At 44.8% G+C, this 17,522-nt stretch carries 18 protein-coding genes; 10 read left to right on the plus strand and 8 right to left on the minus strand.

Going from position 1 to position 17,522, the window contains the following annotated elements:
• Positions 1-52: 52 nt before the first annotated feature.
• Together feoB and QE357_RS07690 are read right to left on the minus strand one after the other, a co-directional pair.
• Positions 53-2,164, minus strand: coding sequence for a ferrous iron transport protein B (gene feoB / locus QE357_RS07685; RefSeq protein WP_309706590.1), 2,112 nt, complete (start codon positions 2,162-2,164; stop codon positions 53-55).
• Between the two features lie 49 nt (positions 2,165-2,213).
• Positions 2,214-2,438 (minus strand): FeoA family protein, encoded by a 225-nt coding sequence (locus QE357_RS07690; protein WP_106635579.1) that lies wholly within the window; start codon positions 2,436-2,438, stop codon positions 2,214-2,216.
• A 272-nt stretch (positions 2,439-2,710) separates the two neighbouring features.
• Between QE357_RS07690 and QE357_RS07695 the strand changes: the two genes are divergently transcribed.
• The 7 genes from QE357_RS07695 to QE357_RS07725 all read left to right on the plus strand — a co-directional run bounded on the left by QE357_RS07695 (position 2,711) and on the right by QE357_RS07725 (position 9,544).
• Entirely contained in the window at positions 2,711-3,373 is a 663-nt protein-coding gene (locus QE357_RS07695; protein ID WP_106635580.1) for a heme exporter protein CcmB, read from the plus strand.
• 130 nt (positions 3,374-3,503) lie between these two features.
• Positions 3,504-4,163 carry a cytochrome c biogenesis protein CcsA gene (gene ccsA / locus QE357_RS07700; RefSeq protein ID WP_307142619.1) on the plus strand — a complete coding sequence of 220 codons (660 nt, stop codon included), beginning with the start codon at positions 3,504-3,506 and terminating at the stop codon, positions 4,161-4,163.
• 117 nt (positions 4,164-4,280) lie between these two features.
• On the plus strand, positions 4,281-4,490 hold the full coding sequence (locus QE357_RS07705; protein ID WP_106635582.1) for a CcmD family protein: 210 nt from the start codon (positions 4,281-4,283) through the stop codon (positions 4,488-4,490).
• Between the two features lie 34 nt (positions 4,491-4,524).
• Positions 4,525-4,944 carry a cytochrome c maturation protein CcmE gene (locus QE357_RS07710; RefSeq protein ID WP_106635583.1) on the plus strand — a complete coding sequence of 140 codons (420 nt, stop codon included), beginning with the start codon at positions 4,525-4,527 and terminating at the stop codon, positions 4,942-4,944.
• 63 nt (positions 4,945-5,007) lie between these two features.
• On the plus strand, positions 5,008-7,611 hold the full coding sequence (ccsA, locus tag QE357_RS07715; RefSeq protein WP_309706591.1) for a cytochrome c biogenesis protein CcsA: 2,604 nt from the start codon (positions 5,008-5,010) through the stop codon (positions 7,609-7,611).
• A gap of 9 nt (positions 7,612-7,620) precedes the next feature.
• Entirely contained in the window at positions 7,621-7,854 is a 234-nt protein-coding gene (locus QE357_RS07720) for a hypothetical protein (RefSeq protein ID WP_307142622.1), read from the plus strand.
• Between the two features lie 355 nt (positions 7,855-8,209).
• Positions 8,210-9,544: a hemolysin family protein gene (locus QE357_RS07725; protein WP_307142623.1), complete on the plus strand. Its 1,335-nt coding sequence runs from the start codon at positions 8,210-8,212 to the stop codon at positions 9,542-9,544.
• A 128-nt stretch (positions 9,545-9,672) separates the two neighbouring features.
• Here QE357_RS07725 and QE357_RS07730 read toward each other — a convergent pair whose 3' ends face one another.
• Both QE357_RS07730 and QE357_RS07735 read right to left on the minus strand, forming a co-directional pair.
• On the minus strand, positions 9,673-10,506 hold the full coding sequence (locus QE357_RS07730; protein ID WP_106635585.1) for a hypothetical protein: 834 nt from the start codon (positions 10,504-10,506) through the stop codon (positions 9,673-9,675).
• A 603-nt stretch (positions 10,507-11,109) separates the two neighbouring features.
• Positions 11,110-11,958, minus strand: coding sequence for an MOSC N-terminal beta barrel domain-containing protein (locus QE357_RS07735; protein ID WP_309706592.1), 849 nt, complete (start codon positions 11,956-11,958; stop codon positions 11,110-11,112).
• A gap of 268 nt (positions 11,959-12,226) precedes the next feature.
• Between QE357_RS07735 and QE357_RS07740 the strand changes: the two genes are divergently transcribed.
• Positions 12,227-12,742 carry a MarR family winged helix-turn-helix transcriptional regulator gene (locus tag QE357_RS07740; protein WP_106635588.1) on the plus strand — a complete coding sequence of 172 codons (516 nt, stop codon included), beginning with the start codon at positions 12,227-12,229 and terminating at the stop codon, positions 12,740-12,742.
• Between the two features lie 29 nt (positions 12,743-12,771).
• On the plus strand, positions 12,772-13,359 hold the full coding sequence (locus QE357_RS07745) for a YceI family protein (protein WP_106635589.1): 588 nt from the start codon (positions 12,772-12,774) through the stop codon (positions 13,357-13,359).
• 288 nt (positions 13,360-13,647) lie between these two features.
• On the opposite strand, the gene QE357_RS07750 is transcribed toward QE357_RS07745, so the two are convergent.
• The 4 genes from QE357_RS07750 to QE357_RS07765 form a co-directional block, all read right to left on the minus strand.
• Positions 13,648-14,031, minus strand: coding sequence for a VOC family protein (locus QE357_RS07750; RefSeq protein WP_309706593.1), 384 nt, complete (start codon positions 14,029-14,031; stop codon positions 13,648-13,650).
• Positions 14,032-14,063: 32 nt separating this feature from the next.
• Positions 14,064-14,819, minus strand: coding sequence for an ABC transporter ATP-binding protein (locus tag QE357_RS07755; RefSeq protein ID WP_106635590.1), 756 nt, complete (start codon positions 14,817-14,819; stop codon positions 14,064-14,066).
• Positions 14,820-14,890: 71 nt separating this feature from the next.
• Positions 14,891-15,628 carry an ABC transporter permease gene (locus tag QE357_RS07760; RefSeq protein WP_106635591.1) on the minus strand — a complete coding sequence of 246 codons (738 nt, stop codon included), beginning with the start codon at positions 15,626-15,628 and terminating at the stop codon, positions 14,891-14,893.
• A gap of 82 nt (positions 15,629-15,710) precedes the next feature.
• Positions 15,711-16,457 carry a hypothetical protein gene (locus QE357_RS07765; RefSeq protein ID WP_106635592.1) on the minus strand — a complete coding sequence of 249 codons (747 nt, stop codon included), beginning with the start codon at positions 16,455-16,457 and terminating at the stop codon, positions 15,711-15,713.
• A 107-nt stretch (positions 16,458-16,564) separates the two neighbouring features.
• Here QE357_RS07765 and QE357_RS07770 point away from each other — a divergent pair, with 107 nt between their 5' ends.
• Entirely contained in the window at positions 16,565-17,326 is a 762-nt protein-coding gene (locus QE357_RS07770) for an SDR family oxidoreductase (protein ID WP_232793581.1), read from the plus strand.
• The last annotated feature ends 196 nt before the right edge of the window (positions 17,327-17,522 follow it).

The following is a 17,522-nucleotide window of genomic DNA, read 5'->3' on the forward strand; positions in this document are numbered from 1 at the left end:
TTATATCGATCTGGCTTTTTTATAAGGGTTGCTCAATCCCAAACGAATTAACTTAAGACAGGGACTGAAATGTAATCCAGGCAGCTACGTAGGCGATGGCCGTCATATACGTAAATTGTACGGCAGGGTAGAACCACGACTTGGTTTCGCGGTAAGTGGCTGCCAGCGTACTCATACACATCATGGCGAAAACGTAGAAGATCAATAACGAGAAAGCCACCGCAGGCGTAAAGCGTGGACCGCCCGTTTCGGGATTAATCTCCGTCCTCATTTTATTTTTTACTGTATCCGTATCATCGTCGCCGCCGAGACTATAAATCGTGGACATCGTTCCGACAAATACTTCACGAGCAGCGAAAGAGGTTAATAAAGCAATCCCAATTTTCCAGTCATACCCCAGTGGCCGAATGGCTGGTTCGATAAAGTGACCAAAGCGACCCGCGTACGAAGTTTCTAACTGAGCAGAGGCAATCGCATTCCCTAACTCTTCCTGACTTAAAGTCGGATTTTCCTTAATGACCTGCTGTTCAGCCTGTTCCATTGAATCGCCGGGGCCGTAGCTGGCTAATACCCAGAGAATAATCGAAATGGCGACAATCACTTTCCCAGCTTCCAGTACAAAGGCTTTTACGGCATTCCAAACGGCCATCACAACGTGATCAACTCGAGGTAACTGAAACACAGGCATTTCCATGATGAAAAAACTGCGTTCTTTCACTTTCATTAAATTCTTCATTACCCAGGCGGATAACAAAGCTGAAACGAAACCGAGTAGGTAAAGTAGCATCAAGGCAAGTCCTTGTAAATTGAAAATTCCTAAAATGGTTCGTTCAGGAATCACCAGGCCGATCATAATCGTAAAAATGGGCAGACGGGCAGAGCAACTCATCAATGGAGTAACCATGATGGTAATCAGCCGATCTTTCCAGCTCTGAATGGTTCGGCTACCCATAATAGCTGGTACGGCACAGGCTACGCTTGAGATTAAGGGCACAACGCTTCGGCCATTCAACCCGACTTTCCGCATGAGTTTATCCATCAAAACCATGACCCGAGCCATGTAGCCTGATTCTTCCAGTAAGGAAATGAAGGTAAAGAGGAAGGCGATTTGAGGAATGAACACCACCACGCCGCCAATGCCGGCCACGAGCCCATCGGTTAATAAGCTGGTTAACAAGCCTTCGGGTAAGTTTGATTTCAGCCACTCATTTAGCGAAGCCATGCCAGAATCAATCCAGTCCATCGGATATTCCGCTAATGAAAAAATGGACTGAAAGATCAGGAAAAGAATGGCGAAAAAGCTGGCATAGCCCCAGATGGGGTGTAATAAAATTTTATCCAGTTTCTGGGTGAACGTTTCTTGAGGCTTATTGTCTTTCTTGCGAATGGATTCATCCGCAATGGCTCCCAGAATTTTGTATCGATTAACCGTTTCTTTCGTCTGAAAATCAACTTGCTGAAAGCTATGCCGACGGTTAATGTCTACTAATAAGGTACGATTTTCGGAAGTCAGGAAGCGTAACTTTTCAATCTGACCTGCCATGAGCATGGCCAGGTAATCGTTCGCAACTTTAAACTGGGATTTGATTTCCTGAATAAATTCTTTCGATACCGTATCTAATCGAAGCACAGGTTTGGGTAACTCCGAATGCTCGATCAACTCACCTTTAATGGCAAATTTTAGGTTCTCCAATCCTTCTTCTGACTTGGCATTAATCAGTACAACGGGAACGCCCAGTCGTTCTGAAAGTAGATCGGCATTAATGGTTAAACCGTGAGCTTCCGCCACATCAACCATGTTCAGAGCCAGGATGGTATGAAAACCCAGATCAGATACCTGACTGAATAATAACAAGTTACGCTTCAGGTTAGAAGCATCGGCAACCATGACTACTACTTCCGGGTAATCCTTGCTGGCGGGGTTCGCCAGAATATCAAGTACCACCTGCTCATCCAGCGATTTAGGATATAAGCTATACGTACCGGGTAAATCGATAACGTCAACTTCGGTAGTTTTGTCCAGACGCGTAACACCAATTTTACGATCGACGGTAACACCGGGAAAGTTTCCGGTTTTTTGTCGAAGGCCCGTTAGTGCATTAAAAAGCGAGGTCTTGCCGCAATTGGGGTTACCTACCAGAGCAATTTTGGGATTCTTATTCATTTACAATGGGTAATTCGAATGAAATCCGAAGGGTTTCGGAAGAACTAAACTATTGTAACTCAACAACAGACGCCTCATCCAGTCGTAGTGAAAGCGTATAATCGCCCACTTGCAGACAAATGGGGTCGCCGAGTGGAGCAATGGCCGTCAGACGAATTTCTGTGCCTGGGAGGCAACCCATTTCGAGTAACTTAAGAGCGAGATTAGGATCATGGAAACCGGCGATTACCCCTTTTTCTCCAAGCTTCAATTGCGATAAGTTCCGAGCAGCCATAGCACTTCGTTAATGAAAAACGTCTACTTGTTATTTATATTCATTCTAAAAGAATCTCAAAAGTAGGAAATAGTTCCTAACGTGAACCAGTTTTTTTGATAATTACGCATATAACGAAGCCTGATAAATAGATAACTATTTCTGATGCCAGCTATGAGTTTTCTAAAAAATAAAAACAACCAGCCGAATTGTGCTGTACCTTTGCGGGAAAGTACAGGAAGGTAAAAAGCCACCGGAAAAAGGAACCGGAGCGTACCAGTAATTAGTAAAGTATGCGGGAAGTTAATGCCCTGATAGCGAAAGAAGTACGTCTCGAATGGAGGCAGCGTCATGCCCTGAATGGGATGTTGTTATATCTGGTGAGTACGATTTTCGTGTGCTACCTGAGTTTTCGTTTGAAGGTGAATAAACTCGAACCCATTACCTGGAATACGCTCTTCTGGATTATTCAGCTTTTCACGGCGGTAAGTGCTATCGCCAAGAGTTTTACGCAGGAAAGAGCTGGTCGATTGTTATATTATTATACCCTGGCGAGTCCGGTAGGAGTGATCCTCTCCAAGATGATTTATAACACGGCTTTGATGCTGGGTTTGTCGCTGGTAGGATTTGGCGTATACGCTTTTGTGATGGGAAATCCCGTCGGCGATCTGGGAATGTATCTGGTGTCGATTGTGCTCGGTGCGATGGGTTTTGCCGGAACGCTGACTATGGTAGCAGGAATAGCCAGCAAAGCCGAAAACTCGCCTACACTGATGTCCGTGTTAAGCTTTCCCATTATCCTTCCCATGTTACTGATGTTGCTGAAACTTTCCAAAAATGCCCTGGATGGTCTGGACTGGAATTCCAGCAGCGACGAAATATTAACCCTACTGGCTCTGAATGGAATTGTCTGGATACTATCCCTGATTTTATTCCCGTTTATTTGGAAAAGCTGATTTTCAAGGAAATCTCTCTGCGAATAATCATTAGTTACGTTACTGAAACCAGTGTAGCTCTATCATCATCCCGAATGTTGGGAAACATTCAACAAACTGAATTTTTAATTAATTGCTTATCTAGATTGCTATGGCTTGGTGGAAATATGTATGTATGTTTTTGCTGTTTTACGTCTACACGGGAGGTTTGCTGTTACCCATACCGCACCAACCGATCCTCTACGAAACAGCCCGGAATTTATACTTCCACGTTCCTTTATGGTTTGCGATGATTCTGTTGCTGGTGTTATCGGTCTGGTACGCCATCAAATACCTTCGTAAGGGTAATATGGATGATGATCTTCAGTCGGTTGAGTTAGCGAACACAGGTCTGGTTTTTGGAATTTTAGGATTTATTACCGGAGCCATCTGGGGAAATTACACCTGGGGGAGTCCGTTACCGCAAGATCCCAAGTTATTATCGACCGAAATTGCCATGCTGATTTACCTGGCGTACTGGGTTTTACGAGGTTCTTTCCGCGACGATCAGCAGCGGGCTCGTATTTCGGCGGTGTATAACATCTTCGCCTTTGCCGCTTTCATTCCTCTGACTATCATTTTACCCCGTTTATCGACAAACTCGTTGCATCCTGGAAACGGTGGCAACCCCGGTTTTAAGATTTACGATTCTGATCATACCATGAAGTTCGTTTTTTATCCGGCGATCATCGGGATGATCCTATTAGGTTACTGGATTTCAACGCTTCGGATTCGTTACCGTCGTCTGAACGCCATTGTAGAAGAGAACTAAGCAAAATCATTGGTGAAGCCGGATTTGTGTTGTCTCTTTGTTTTTTACATCCACTCAGCTAAGCTGACTATTTTAAAAAGTTAAGGTTAGGAGACTTGATTTCCAGCCACTGAATACATGAAAAAAGCAGGATTATTTTTACTGTTAACTCTTCTCTCAGGCAACCTTTTTGCTCAACAGGACGTTGAAATGGCCGATACCATGCGTTCAAACGGCAAAATTTACGTCGTTGTAGCCGTAATTGCCGTTGTTTTGATCGGTTTGATCATTTACCTCCTGAATCTAGATCGGAAGCTGACCCGACTGGAAAAAGAAATTAAAAAGTAGTACCCCTGATTTACCAATAATTTCGAGCATCACGATGAAAAAAATACACCTCTTAGGTATCGCCGTTATTGCTGCGGCTATTTTCATTCTTCTTTCTACGGCGGGTGACGCCAGTACGTATGTTGATTTCGCAAAGGCTGAGGAGATGGCAAAAGGTGGTGACGACAGTAAAGTACACGTAGTAGGTAACCTTAAAAAGGACATGGCCGGAAAAATTCTGGACATGGAATACAATCCTGCAGTGAATGCCAATCTATTAACGTTTTCGCTGGTAGATGATCTGGGAGTGGAGCGTAAAGTGATTTACCACGAGCCTAAACCACAGGACATCGAGAAATCGGAGAAAGTGGTTGTCGTAGGCCGTATGGAAAACGGAATCTTCGTTTGCGATCAGGTATTACTCAAATGCCCTTCGAAGTACAACGACGCCAAAGCCCCAACGGCAATGAAATAAATTGATGATTGAATAAGTGGGTTATTCCCTTATTCAATCATTCACGCATTCAATCATTGAATTATGCATTACTGGATTGGAAATACGGGTCACCTGGCTATCCTGACATCGTTCGTGACAGCACTGGTGGCGACGTTTGCCTACACGAAGGCATCACAAAATACGCTGGAGGCCAGCTCCTGGCAGCGATTTGCCCGGTATTCCTTCTACGCTCACGCCGCAGCCGTAGTTACCGTGGTAGCCAGTCTGTACTGGATTATCTACAATCATTATTACGAATATCACTACGCTTGGGATAACTCATCGCGTTCATTACCAGCATATTATGTAATTTCCAGTTTCTGGCAGGATCAGGAAGGAAGCTTCCTGCTCTGGATATTCTGGCTGGCGGTCATTGGAATTTCGCTGATTACTTATTTTAAAAATAATAAACTCGAACAGAAGGTAAGATTTGAAGCTCCGACCATGGCTATTTTCGGTCTGGTACAGGCATTCCTTTGTTCGATGATTCTGGGTGTGGTGATTCCGGGCCTGGAAATGAAAATTGGTTCTTCGCCCTTTCTGTTGCTACGCGAAGCTCACCCGGAGTGGCCGGTTTGGGCCTTAAAGCCCGAATTTATCCCTGAAGATGGGAATGGGCTGAACCCACTGCTCCAGAATCCTTGGATGGTTATTCACCCACCGACCTTGTTCCTGGGTTATGCCCTAACGCTGGTGCCTTTTGCTTTCTGTATTGCCGGTTTGTGGAGAAAAGAATACAAAAGCTGGATCAAGCCTGCCTTGCCTTGGACGGCTCTGGGAGCGTTGATTTTGGGGGTGGGTATCATGATGGGTGCCATCTGGGCGTATGAAACGCTAAACTTCGGCGGTTACTGGAACTGGGACCCCGTTGAAAACGGCATTTATGTGCCCTGGTTAGTACTGGTAGCGGCTTTACACACGCTCATTATTTACCAAAACAATAAGAGTACCCTTAAGATTTCCAGCATTCTGGTGATTGCTCAGTTCATCCTCGTCTTATACGCGACATTTATGACGCGAAGCGGAATTCTGGGGAATGCCTCCGTGCACTCTTTTACGGATTTAGGACTTTCGGGTCAGTTGTTGATTTACCTGTTGACGTTTACGGTATTATCCATTGGGTTATTATCGTGGCGTTGGAAAGACATGCCGAGTTCAGATAAAGAAATCTCGACCTATAGCCGTGAATTCTGGATTTTCTGCGGAGCAACGGTTATCTGTCTGGCAGCATTCCAGGTGATTACCACGACGTCTATTCCGGTTTACAATGCATTATTAGCCAACTTTGGTATTAAGTCAAACATCGCTTTACCCGCCGATCAGGTGAAGCACTATACGGACTTCCAGCTTTGGTTCTTCGTAGTCATCGTAATTCTGAATGCCATCGGACAATACTTCTGGTGGGGTAAAGTAAAGGTTGAAAAGACGGAACCTAAAGTCGAAGGGAACGTATTGGTTACTCGCGGAATGAGTTTCAACCTGGGTGCCTGGGAAGTATTCTCAACACCTCTGATGATCACGTTTGTCTTAACGGCAATTCTGATTGTAGCGATGCAGGTAGGAGCCTGGAACTGGATCTATCTGGTCTTATTACTAGCGGCTATTTTCTCGCTAGTAGTTAACTTTTCTACGATTCTAACGGTACTGAAAGGTAAATGGCAACTCTCTGGTGGAGCCGTTTCGCACATAGGCATTGCCTTAATGCTGATTGGCGTTCTGTTCTCTTCGGGGTATTCTAAGGTCGTTTCTCAGAATAGATCAGGACTGATTATTTTTAACGATAAAAAGGTTGATACCAAAGAAAACGTTGATAATCAGTTGCTATGGATGAATCAGCCACAACAGTTGGACAAATACCTGGTAACCTATAAAGGTCAGTTCCTGGAAGCACGGGAAGTGCCGGGTTATTTACCTAAATCTTGGGTAGAGTTGATAGAAAACGACTTTTATGCCGTAGCGAAACAGGACATCGTGAAAGATGGTAAAACCTATTACAAGAAAGGCGATACGCTGGCGGTTTTCCCTGAAAACACGTATTACGAAGTAGAATACCGTCAGCAGGATGGAAAGATTTTCAGTTTGTTCCCTCGTGTTCAGGTGAATCCAAGGATGGGAAATGCGGTTTCGCCTTCCATTCGTCATGAGTTAACCCGCGATGTCTACACGCACATTACGGATGCTCCGATGCCCAATCAGGAGAAACAATGGAGTGCCACGGAGACGCAAACCGTATCAGTAGGGGACACCCTGATTCTCAATGATTACGTAGCCATGTTCCGCGGTGTAGAACCCGTTCGTGAAGTGGATGGGGTAACGCTCGGTCCTCAGGACGCAGCCGTACAGGCGGACGTTGAAGTGTTTGATAAGAGCGGACGTAGTGTGGCAGTGAAGCCTATTTACTTTATTAAAGACCGCACCGTAGGATTGAAAGCGGCTACCAGTGATGAACTAGGGTTACGCTTACAGCTAGCTCAGATTGATCCTAAAACGGGTCAGTTTACCTTCAATATTAATACCTCTCAACGGGATTACATTGTCATGAAAGCTCTGGAAAAACCACATATTAACCTACTGTGGATTGGTACAGGATTGCTAGTGGTGGGGATGTTCCTGTCGACGACTCGCCGTTTTAAGGAGAGCAAATAAGGAATACGCATGAAAGGGTTCACACTCAAAGAAATACTCTTACTATCGGCATCCGTAGGTTTTCTGATGATCTGGGTGGGAGAAATCATCTCAGGTCGGGTCAACTGGCGGGATTCCTATTTCTGGCTTATGTTCTCGGTGGTAAGCTTGCTGGGGTTTCAGTACTACAAAAACCAGCGGGTGATGCGGGAGAAAAACCAGACGCCTCCGGCACCAGAGGTTAAGCCTCGTAAGAAAAAGTAATCAAAAGCCCTGTTCTCAGAACAGGGCTTTTTTATGACCCTACCTCCGTAGAGACGCGATTCATCCCGTCTGGGTAAAAGTCGATTTTATTAATAACAATTGATGAGAAAACCACTAGTACGAGATTCCAATCTCGTACCCAAAATAGGACCGATTTCTATCTGTTAACCCTGTGAAAGGCAGTTAAAAACTGCTGAATTATAAGTGCGAGGTAGGAATCTCGCACCAGTGGGCTAGCAATCTTACATCAGTGGTAGGTTAAATCAATCTTACGGAAAACGGCAAACCGAAAACTGTAAACTAAAAAATGACTATTTTGCAGCAAACTTCTGCAGGCGACTGCCTGTGCTAACGGATGACTTCCCAGGAATTTCTCATCATTTTACTTTCCATGCTGGCCTCTGCCTTTTTTTCGGGCATCGAAATGGCTTATGTGTCAGCAAATAAATTATACTTTGAGCTTCAGGCCAAACAAGGCATTGTCACCGGGCAGATCATCTCTGCTTTCCTGAAGCAGCCTTCCAAATTTATCGGCACCATGCTGATTGGAAACACGTTGGCTCTGGTGATTTACGGGATTTACATGGAGGGCTTCCTCCACCATGAGTTCGAAATCTGGCTTTCTCAGTTACCGGAATCTCTGAGTTTTCTGCATAACGATTTCGTTCAAATTATTCTGCCGTCTTTACTGGCAACAATCCTGATTCTGGCCGTTGCGGAGTTTACGCCCAAATCATTATTCCTGCTTAATCCTGATGTTTTTCTGGAAGTATTAGCCATTCCAATATGGCTGGTTTATTACCTGATGTATCCACTGGTATATGCCATTGTTTCGGCTTCCAAATGGTTCATTATTAATGTATTACGGTTAAAATATTCGGAAGTAAAACCCATTTTTGGCGTCACGGATTTATCGAATTACCTCGAGAATATTAACGTTCCCGAAGGCAAAAAAGAAGAAGTAGCCGACGTGGATACCAAGATTTTCAATAACGCTCTGGAGTTTCGGCAGGTCAAAGTGCGGGATTGTATGATTCCCCGGACGGAGATCGTTGCGATAGACATTGAAGAAGGCATGAAAGGCCTGAAAAAGATGCTTCAGGCCAGCGGACACTCAAAAATTCTGATTTACCGAGAATCCATTGAAGATGTCATTGGCTACTGTCACGGGCTGGCGATGTTCAAAAAACCGAAAGACATTGAAAGTATTCTGAATCCGATTCTGATTGTGCCGGAAGCCATGTCGGCTCAGGATTTGATGATCAAGTTTACGCAGGAGCGAAAAAGTGTTGCTCTCGTTGTCGATGAATTTGGGGGAACCTCGGGATTGGTTAGTCTGGAAGATATTATCGAACAGATCTTTGGCGATATTCAGGATGAATATGATGATTCGGAAGACTGGGTGGAAAAGAAAATCGATGACCGCACGTATCTGCTTTCGGCCCGTCATGAAATCGACTACCTGAACGATAAATACGCCTGGAATTTCCCCGAAGGTGATTATGATACGCTCGGCGGGTTGATCATTACCATCAATGAAGACTTACCCCAGCCCAACGAAGTCGTGGTGATGTATCCTTTTCAATTCCAGATTATGGAGATGAAAGATGCCCGAATCGATACCGTTAAACTTACCATCACCGGACCGATTCCCGAAGAACGAAAGCCTTCGAAAGAAATACGGCATTAAGGCTATCGCAGTCGCTCGGCTTTACCAAAAGACTGTGATAAACGAATATACTCCTATGTGCTTTGCCTCAGACGGCCAGGGGTCTACTGCCAGGTGATCACTCGGCAGAGCCGAGCGACTGCGGAACTCTACAGTAACCACAGAGAAAAGAGAAAAACACCATCACCTATCCACCGATACCGCTGGTTTTTTAGAAAAAAATCAGCGTCATAGCGGATGTGGAGTAAGGCCAGACACATCAGGATTTCTGTAAATGCAAACCGACGTTGATAAGGAAACAGATCGGTAAAATTGATGCTCAGGAATAGAATAAGAATGCTGGCTAGAATTAGGAAGTTGACAATGTTGGGTAAGCCATCCCGGAAGATGCTGGAAAAATTGGGTGAGGACAACTTACCTTCTTTCGTTTCCATCCAGGAGAATAACAGGAGGTTCTGAAAGGCGATCAGGCCAAAAATAACAGACAAGCTTTTATCCTGCCAGGAAATATCGGGTTGATTGGCAAAGGCCACTCCCCATACGCCGCCCGTGTAAACCAGAGCAGTAAGGGGCTCTTTCAGGAAGTACCATTTGCTTTTAGGGCCAAGGCGATTGACCATAAATAAATACAAGGCTACTACTCCGGCTAAAATCAAACCCCAGCGAATGAGCGAAAGGGGTAAAAAAGGAGTGATCGCTGCCGCCAATACTCCAGCGGCAATAGTAGCCTTCCACAAAAGGGCGGCATTTTGTAAGTGAAACTGGTGGCGAGGGGTGTTAGGGACTGGTTTTCTGCGAATATCCAGTAAACGGTCCAGCGTATAAATAAACCAGGTTGTCAGGCCCAGACTTGCTAAGGCCCAATAGTTAACTTCTCCTCTTCCGTCGGGTAATCTACTACCGGCAGCGGCACTTAAGACGGCACCGGCTACTATATCCAGGTTAAGCCAATGAATTCTTTGTAATACAGATCGTACTCCCACAACTAATACTTTTCAAAGCCCAAAAGTAGAAAGCTTTTTAGTCCAGAAAGTCGAAAAAGGGGAGATATGTTTTAATAAAATTCAAGAATAAGAACGGAGCTGTGTCGGAAGGGTTATTACTGGCCACAAATTCAGACCACTCCGCTCTGGGTAATTGCTGAATTTGGATGGGTAAGCGTATGTAAGATAGAGCTGCAAACGACCGGGAGATTTACGTCGAGGATGATAACATCGCATTCATTTTGGTCGGCCTATAAAAGAAGCTAAGCGGAGTTTGGAGCGGCCGCCGCTGCGGTTTGGAGTTTGGGAAGGAAAAACCTATAAAGGTAGGGAAGAGGTTTGGAAATGAGAATCATAACCCCGGAGGGGTTTAACATGGATAGCCCCGGGTAAAACCCGGGGTTGCATCGGGGTTACCTAATGGATGAACCCGGTCTGGATAGACCCTCTATGTTAATTCGGGGGTGGGATGTGTTCAGTTATTCTTAATGTTTATAAGCCAAAAAATCGCCCCTTACCCATACGCGATGAAGTCGCTTCTCCACGCAAGGTGTTGGTATGGGCTGTGCTGGAATTGCCAATACAAAAGAGCAGAGCAATTCATTAAACTTCCACCTGAAGAGGAGCTTCCTTAACTTTTGATACCTCAATCAAATCACCGACTTTAATGCTTTGAGTAATACTTCCGGGAAGTAAGTTTTGGCCGAAGAGAATTTTATTATTCCAGTTTCGGTATTTACTCAGCGTTTTCAGCGGTTCTTTTCCTTTTTCAGACGTTGTCTGATCAATTGTAGTTAACACACAGCGGGCACAGGGCTTTACTCCAAAAAAATCCTGCGGACCTACCTTAAATGCTGCCCAGGTATCTTCCTCATACGGAGTTCCCCCCGTGAAAACCAGATTAGGCCGGAAGCGATTCATGGGAACGGGCGATTCCAGACGAGCGTTCAAATCATTGAGCGATTCCTGACCAATCAACAGAAAAGGATAACCATCCGAGAAACTGGTAATCTCTCCGTGAGAAGCATAGCGGGAGTCTACTTTCCGTTGGGTGCTTTCGGGCTGGAAAACCAAGCGGCAAGGTTGTAATGCTTCACTAAACCAGCGATCCGCTTCCGCAGAAACAGAAAGGGCTTCCATAGTATCGTCCCAAACCTGAACCGTTAATGGTTCGGAGCTGTCATTCTTGAAAGGGATTAACAAAGGAAGGAGATTTTTCTGACGATGCGATACGAGTAAGGATTCCCCTTCAATTTTTACATCAATCAGGGCAAGAGCAGGCAAACTCCGTTGAGTCATGAATTTACCATTTGCGTCTATCAACATCCAGCGGCGATCATATTTCAGCCCCCGGGAAGTCAGTTCCGTTTCCGTCAGGGAAATACCAGCGAGCGATTTAATAGGATAAATCCAGATTTCTGATAAAGTCAGGGGAGTGATTCTTGCTTCCATACACAAAACTAGAATTTTATTAGGGGAAGATTTTAATGAAAGCAAAAGGATTGTAATAAATGTAGAAACGTTTAAATAACCTAGTTGAACATAATAAACTGGATAACAGTCTAATAGGATATATTTTTTTCGAAAAAAGACTATATCTTCGAAGGTTCGCTACAAGACTTTTAAGTGTTAATGAACGTTAAAGTCGAAATAAAAGTTAACAAGTATGTATATACATTAAATGTAGTTGAATATATTTGCAACGTATTTCAGTAACACCATGTCAATTGAAACGGAAATAAAACAACGAGCGGCATTTACCAGTCCTTTTCATAAGGTTATGGTAAACCTGATTTATACTAATAACTGGATAACTTCGAGAAACTCAGAAGATTTAAAACCGTTTGGATTAACCATTCAGCAGTTCAACGTATTACGTATTCTCCGTGGGCAACATCCAAATGCCATTACAGTGAACGCCATCATTGACCGGATGCTCGACAAAATGTCAAATGCCAGTCGGTTAGTAGATAAGCTTTTAGCTAAAGGCCTGGTTAGTCGCCTGGTTTGTCCGAATGATCGCCGTGCAGTGGATGTTCGGATTACCGACAAAGGCTTGGCTCTCCTGAGTGAGATTGACAAGGGTATGTCGGGTTGGGAAAGCGAAATTACGGGTCGACTGACGGTCGAAGAAGCCGAATTATTAAGCCATTTGCTGGATAAAATGCGTGGAAACTCCACCAGCACCGATTGCGATGGAAATGAAGTTGTTCCTGAACACGAGTCCGTTAACTAAAATTATTCTCCCAAATCAATTAATCAAAAATGAAAACAGTTAAATTCTTCGTTGCTGCTCTTGCAGCTGGTATGTTGTTCGTAAATGCTGCTAAAAAGCCTACGCCTGTTAAAGTAGATGTAGCAAAATCTTCAGTAATCTGGTTGGGTAAAAAAGTAACTGGAGAACACTCAGGAACGATTGCTCTGAAAGATGGCCAATTGATACTCGACGGAGGTAAACTGGTAGGTGGTAACTTCACAATGGACATGAAGACCCTGAAAGTTACGGACGTAAAAGACGAAAAAATGAACGCCAAACTGAAAGGTCACCTGGAAAATGATGATTTCTTCAGCGTAGCTACTCACCCTACTTCTACATTAAAAATTACAAAAGTTACTCCTAAAGGCGGTAACAACTACGAAGTAACGGGCGACCTGACCATCAAAGGAAAAACAAACCCAGTAACATTCCCCGCAACGGTTGATCCTAAAACGGGTGTAGGTACCGCGAAAATCAAAATTGACCGTGCGAAATATGACATCCGTTACGGTTCAAAAAGCTTCTTCGATAACCTTGGAGACAAAGCCATCAATGATGATTTCGAACTGGACGTAAATCTGGCTACAACGAAATAATTAATTTGTGCTCATAGTACAAAATCCCCGGCGATTCGTTTCGCCGGGGATTTTTTGTAATGATAGAATGATAGAGCTTTCAGGGATTGATGTTGGGGTAGAGACGCGACTTTATCACGTCTAGCCGGGGAATGAAAATCATTTCAATCGTCACCAAAACCGCCTCTACCCAGACGCGATGAAGTCGCGTTTCTACCTAAAAACTTCGTGTCCCGTTTTAAAACTTTCGGGAAGTTGAATAAACAACTAACAACCGCAGCGGCGGCCGCTAACAACTAACAATAATAACTAAACCTCATACAGTTCAATGGGCAGATCGTCTGGATCAGCCAGGAAGGTAAAGCGGCGTTGGGTCCATTCGTCGATTCGGATGGGTTCGGTTTCTACACCCTGGTGCGTTAGCTTGGTAATAGCTGCTTCCAGATCCGTCACGGCAAAGGCTAAATGTCGTAAACCCTGAGCTTCGGGCCGACTGGGTCGGGCTGGCGGATTAGGGAAGGAGAATAATTCAATCTGATACAGACCATTAACGGCCAGATCAAGCTTATAGGAATTACGTTCCGCTCGATAGACTTCCCGCACAATTTCCAGTCCTAATACCTCCGTATAAAAATGCTTGGAACGTTCGTAATTGGAGCAGATAATGGCAACGTGATGAATGGACTGTAACATACAGGTAGGTAGAATAAAGGTTTGGTAGGGAGTTATTTCTTGGATTGTTTCATCCGACGAATGAGCTGACTCGAATACAGGAACTCTTCCAGTTCGGGCACCGTCGTATCCAGAATATTCTCGTTAGTTCCTTCCCAAAGTTTCACGCCCTTGTGCAGAAACTTAATATCCTCTCCAATGCCTAACACCGAGTTCATATCGTGGGTAATCACAATCGTCGTAATCTGATATTCATCCGTAATTTCCTGAATCAATTCATCGATTTTAACGCTGGTTAAAGGGTCTAGTCCGGAATTGGGTTCATCGCAGAATAAGTACTTGGGATTCATTACGATGGCTCGGGCAATACCTACGCGTTTCTTCATCCCACCCGAAATCTCGGAAGGCATCCGTTTGGCGGCGTTGTCTAGGCCCACCCGTTTCAAACAGAATTCAGCCCGTTCAGTTTTTTCTTCTTCTGACTGATCCGTCAACATATCCAGCGGGAACTTCACGTTTTCAAGCACGGTCTTCGAATCAAATAGAGCTCCACCCTGAAAAAGTACGCCCATTTCCCGGCGAATGTCCCGCTTGGTATCCGCATCTCCCGACCAGAAATCGCGGCCATTGTAAAGAACCTGACCACTTTCGGGTTTGATCAATCCCACAATACATTTCAGCAATACGGATTTCCCCGTACCCGAACCACCGATAATCAGGCTGGTATTACCGGGTTCAAATTTGCCTGAAATGCCATCCAGAACGACCCGACCATTAAATTCTTTGCGTATATCTTTTATCTCGATCATGACTATCATTTCTCCCTTCCCCGAACGATTCCATCATAATTGGAATCATCCAACGGAATGCATTCAAAAACTTAAAGCAGTAACTGAGCCAGTAAATAATCGGCCACCAGTACGGCAATACAACTATTAGTAACGGCGGTAGTGCTGGCTCTTCCTACTTCCAGTGCTCCTCCTTCGGTGTAATAGCCTCTGAAAGCCGAAATGGAGGTAATCAGGAAGGCGAAAACGACGGTTTTAATCAGAGCAAATGGTACGTTGAAAGGAATAAAGTCGGCCCGGATACCGTAGATGTAATCTTCCGGCGTGATGGCTCCTGTAAGCGTGCCGGCTACGTAACCTCCCCAAATGGAAAGAAAACCTGCCATGGTAATAAGCATGGGAAAGACCAGTACAGCGGCAATGATTTTGGGTAATACCAGGTATGAAGCAGAGTTAAGGCCCATCACTTCGAGTGCGTCAATCTGTTCTGAAATTCGCATGGTGCCCAAACCGCTGGCAATGTTAGAGCCTACTTTCCCGGCCAGAACGATACAAGTAATGGTAGGAGCAAGCTCCAGTAAGGTCATATCCCGAACAATCAATGAAATGACGTAATCCGGAATGAAGGGGCTGACGAGGTTATAGGCTGTTTGAACGCAGGTTACGGCTCCAATGAAGGTTGACACAATGGAGACAATAAAAATGGAATCGATGCCGATGGCAACGGCTTCTTCTAGTATTTGCTTTACGTATACGCTCACTTTCTCGCGGCGGGTGAAAAGCAAACTAATAAAGATGAAGTAACGCCCGAGTCGGGTAAGTAAATTCATGGCTGAAACGTAGCTAAAGTAAAGGGTAGAAATCAGGAATGGCGGCGAAGCACGGTTCCCAAATTTCAGGTTACTGATTTAATTAAAAAAACAAACCAACGCCCAATCGGGCACTGAGTGTTCCGGCAGTTTGCGTAAAGGCGGGCCGAGCTGTGTTTAAACTAACCGGGCCAAGCGTCGCTTGAATGGGAATATCATCGAAAACCGGACGCGAACGCAAACCATCCACATCGACGAACAGCTTAACTGTTGGTGTTAGTTCATAATGAAGACTTCCTCCGACTCCATACATTAAAGCCTGTGAACTGACTTGAGGGGTCGAAACCCGTAAATCGTACGTATTATTATCCAGCGGAAAAACGGCTCTGCCTTCGCCCACAATGCCGGGAAATTTCACGAAAAGGAGGCCCCCATTTAATCGCAGGTCAACGCGAAACCGGCATCCCAGCTCAAAAGTATAGTAAGGCGAAAGATAAGCCGAAGCAAATCTGAAATTTTCTGCCGTTGCCCGAAGTTCGCTAACCAGCGGAGCATAACCTGCTGGTAGATACCGATTCCTCAGATATTCTGTCATTTGGGCTTGTTTAACCGAATGCGTCCAGTAGGTTCCGGTCAGGGCTATTCCGAAATGTGGCGAAAAGTCATGTCCAAGCGTCAATCCGTAGTTAGGGCCGATATTGACCAACTCGGCTAATTCCTGCGTATCAGAATCTTCGAACTTCCCATAAGGAATGCTTGGCCCCACGCCAACCTTCACGTAAAACGGAGTTTGAGCGTGTAGAAAGGTACCGATTAGGAGGAAACCCAAAAGCAGGGCGTATTTTCGCATGGGAATATAAATTTTTTACGAATTAAGCACCAGAACACCTGACTGTATGCGGTAAAGAAAAGGTTCTTTTTCTTTTTTTCGTATACGGAATTAATAATTTGCTGATAATGAGTGATTTGAAATCTGATAATGCCATGCACACTTCGGTAGGAAGTCATTTTGGAAGACCCTGGATTGTGGTAACGGGTGGAACCAAAGGAATTGGAAAAGCAATCATTCGACGATTTGTGAAGGATGGTTTTGATGCCATTACCGTAGCACGCAACGCCGAAGACCTGGAACAGTTCAAAAAAGAAACGGAGCAGGAGTTTCCCGGCAGTACCTTATTAACCTATACCGCAGACCTGGGGGAACGCTCCCAATTGGAAGCCTTCGTAGCCTACGTGAAAAGCCAGAATCGACCACTGGAATTACTGGTGAATAACACTGGGCTTTTTCTGCCGGGCGAAATCCATCAGGAAGAAGAAGGAACCTTTGAATTTCTGATGAATGTAAACGTCGCGTCTGCTTACCACCTGACGCGGGCTTTGTTACCAAACATGCTGGAACGCCAGCGGGGGTATATTGTGAATGTTTGTTCAACGGCAAGTATTACGGCGTATACCAACGGGGGTTCTTACTGCATTTCCAAGTTTGCGTTATTAGGGATGACCAAAGTGCTACGGGAAGAACTCAAAACGAAAGGCATTAAAGTAACTGCCGTATTACCCGGAGCCGTATACACCAACAGCTGGGCCGGGACAGACCTACCCGAAAGTCGCTTTATGCAACCTGAAGACGTAGCCGAATTACTCTGGACAAGTTACCACCTGTCACCTTCGGCAGTAGTAGAAGAAATCCTGATCCGCCCACAATTAGGGGATATTTGATGAGTGGTCAGTTTTCGGTTTGCCGTTTTCAATTGGGGTGGATTCCAATCAAACCTGTAATTTGACAGATCATGAGCTTAACGCTTTTGCGTATTGTAGAATTCCACTAGTGTGAAGCCGGATTGTAAATTTGTAATACGAGAGGAAATACTAGCTATACTTGACGAAACTCGTTGAGGGCCAATAATTCGTATTT

The sequence above is a fragment of the Siphonobacter sp. SORGH_AS_0500 genome, from assembly GCF_031453245.1.
GTDB lineage: Bacteria > Bacteroidota > Bacteroidia > Cytophagales > Spirosomataceae > Siphonobacter.

Coding starts and splice junctions, on each gene's coding strand:
- feoB (WP_309706590.1), bottom strand. CDS start 2,164: ATGAATAAGAATCCCAAAATTGCTCTGGTAGGTAACCCCAATTGCGGC.
- QE357_RS07690 (WP_106635579.1), bottom strand. CDS start 2,438: ATGGCTGCTCGGAACTTATCGCAATTGAAGCTTGGAGAAAAAGGGGTA.
- QE357_RS07695 (WP_106635580.1), top strand. CDS start 2,711: ATGCGGGAAGTTAATGCCCTGATAGCGAAAGAAGTACGTCTCGAATGG.
- ccsA (WP_307142619.1), top strand. CDS start 3,504: ATGGCTTGGTGGAAATATGTATGTATGTTTTTGCTGTTTTACGTCTAC.
- QE357_RS07705 (WP_106635582.1), top strand. CDS start 4,281: ATGAAAAAAGCAGGATTATTTTTACTGTTAACTCTTCTCTCAGGCAAC.
- QE357_RS07710 (WP_106635583.1), top strand. CDS start 4,525: ATGAAAAAAATACACCTCTTAGGTATCGCCGTTATTGCTGCGGCTATT.
- ccsA (WP_309706591.1), top strand. CDS start 5,008: ATGCATTACTGGATTGGAAATACGGGTCACCTGGCTATCCTGACATCG.
- QE357_RS07720 (WP_307142622.1), top strand. CDS start 7,621: ATGAAAGGGTTCACACTCAAAGAAATACTCTTACTATCGGCATCCGTA.
- QE357_RS07725 (WP_307142623.1), top strand. CDS start 8,210: ATGACTTCCCAGGAATTTCTCATCATTTTACTTTCCATGCTGGCCTCT.
- QE357_RS07735 (WP_309706592.1), bottom strand. CDS start 11,958: ATGGAAGCAAGAATCACTCCCCTGACTTTATCAGAAATCTGGATTTAT.
- QE357_RS07740 (WP_106635588.1), top strand. CDS start 12,227: ATGTCAATTGAAACGGAAATAAAACAACGAGCGGCATTTACCAGTCCT.
- QE357_RS07745 (WP_106635589.1), top strand. CDS start 12,772: ATGAAAACAGTTAAATTCTTCGTTGCTGCTCTTGCAGCTGGTATGTTG.
- QE357_RS07750 (WP_309706593.1), bottom strand. CDS start 14,031: ATGTTACAGTCCATTCATCACGTTGCCATTATCTGCTCCAATTACGAA.
- QE357_RS07755 (WP_106635590.1), bottom strand. CDS start 14,819: ATGATCGAGATAAAAGATATACGCAAAGAATTTAATGGTCGGGTCGTT.
- QE357_RS07760 (WP_106635591.1), bottom strand. CDS start 15,628: ATGAATTTACTTACCCGACTCGGGCGTTACTTCATCTTTATTAGTTTG.
- QE357_RS07765 (WP_106635592.1), bottom strand. CDS start 16,457: ATGCGAAAATACGCCCTGCTTTTGGGTTTCCTCCTAATCGGTACCTTT.
- QE357_RS07770 (WP_232793581.1), top strand. CDS start 16,565: ATGAGTGATTTGAAATCTGATAATGCCATGCACACTTCGGTAGGAAGT.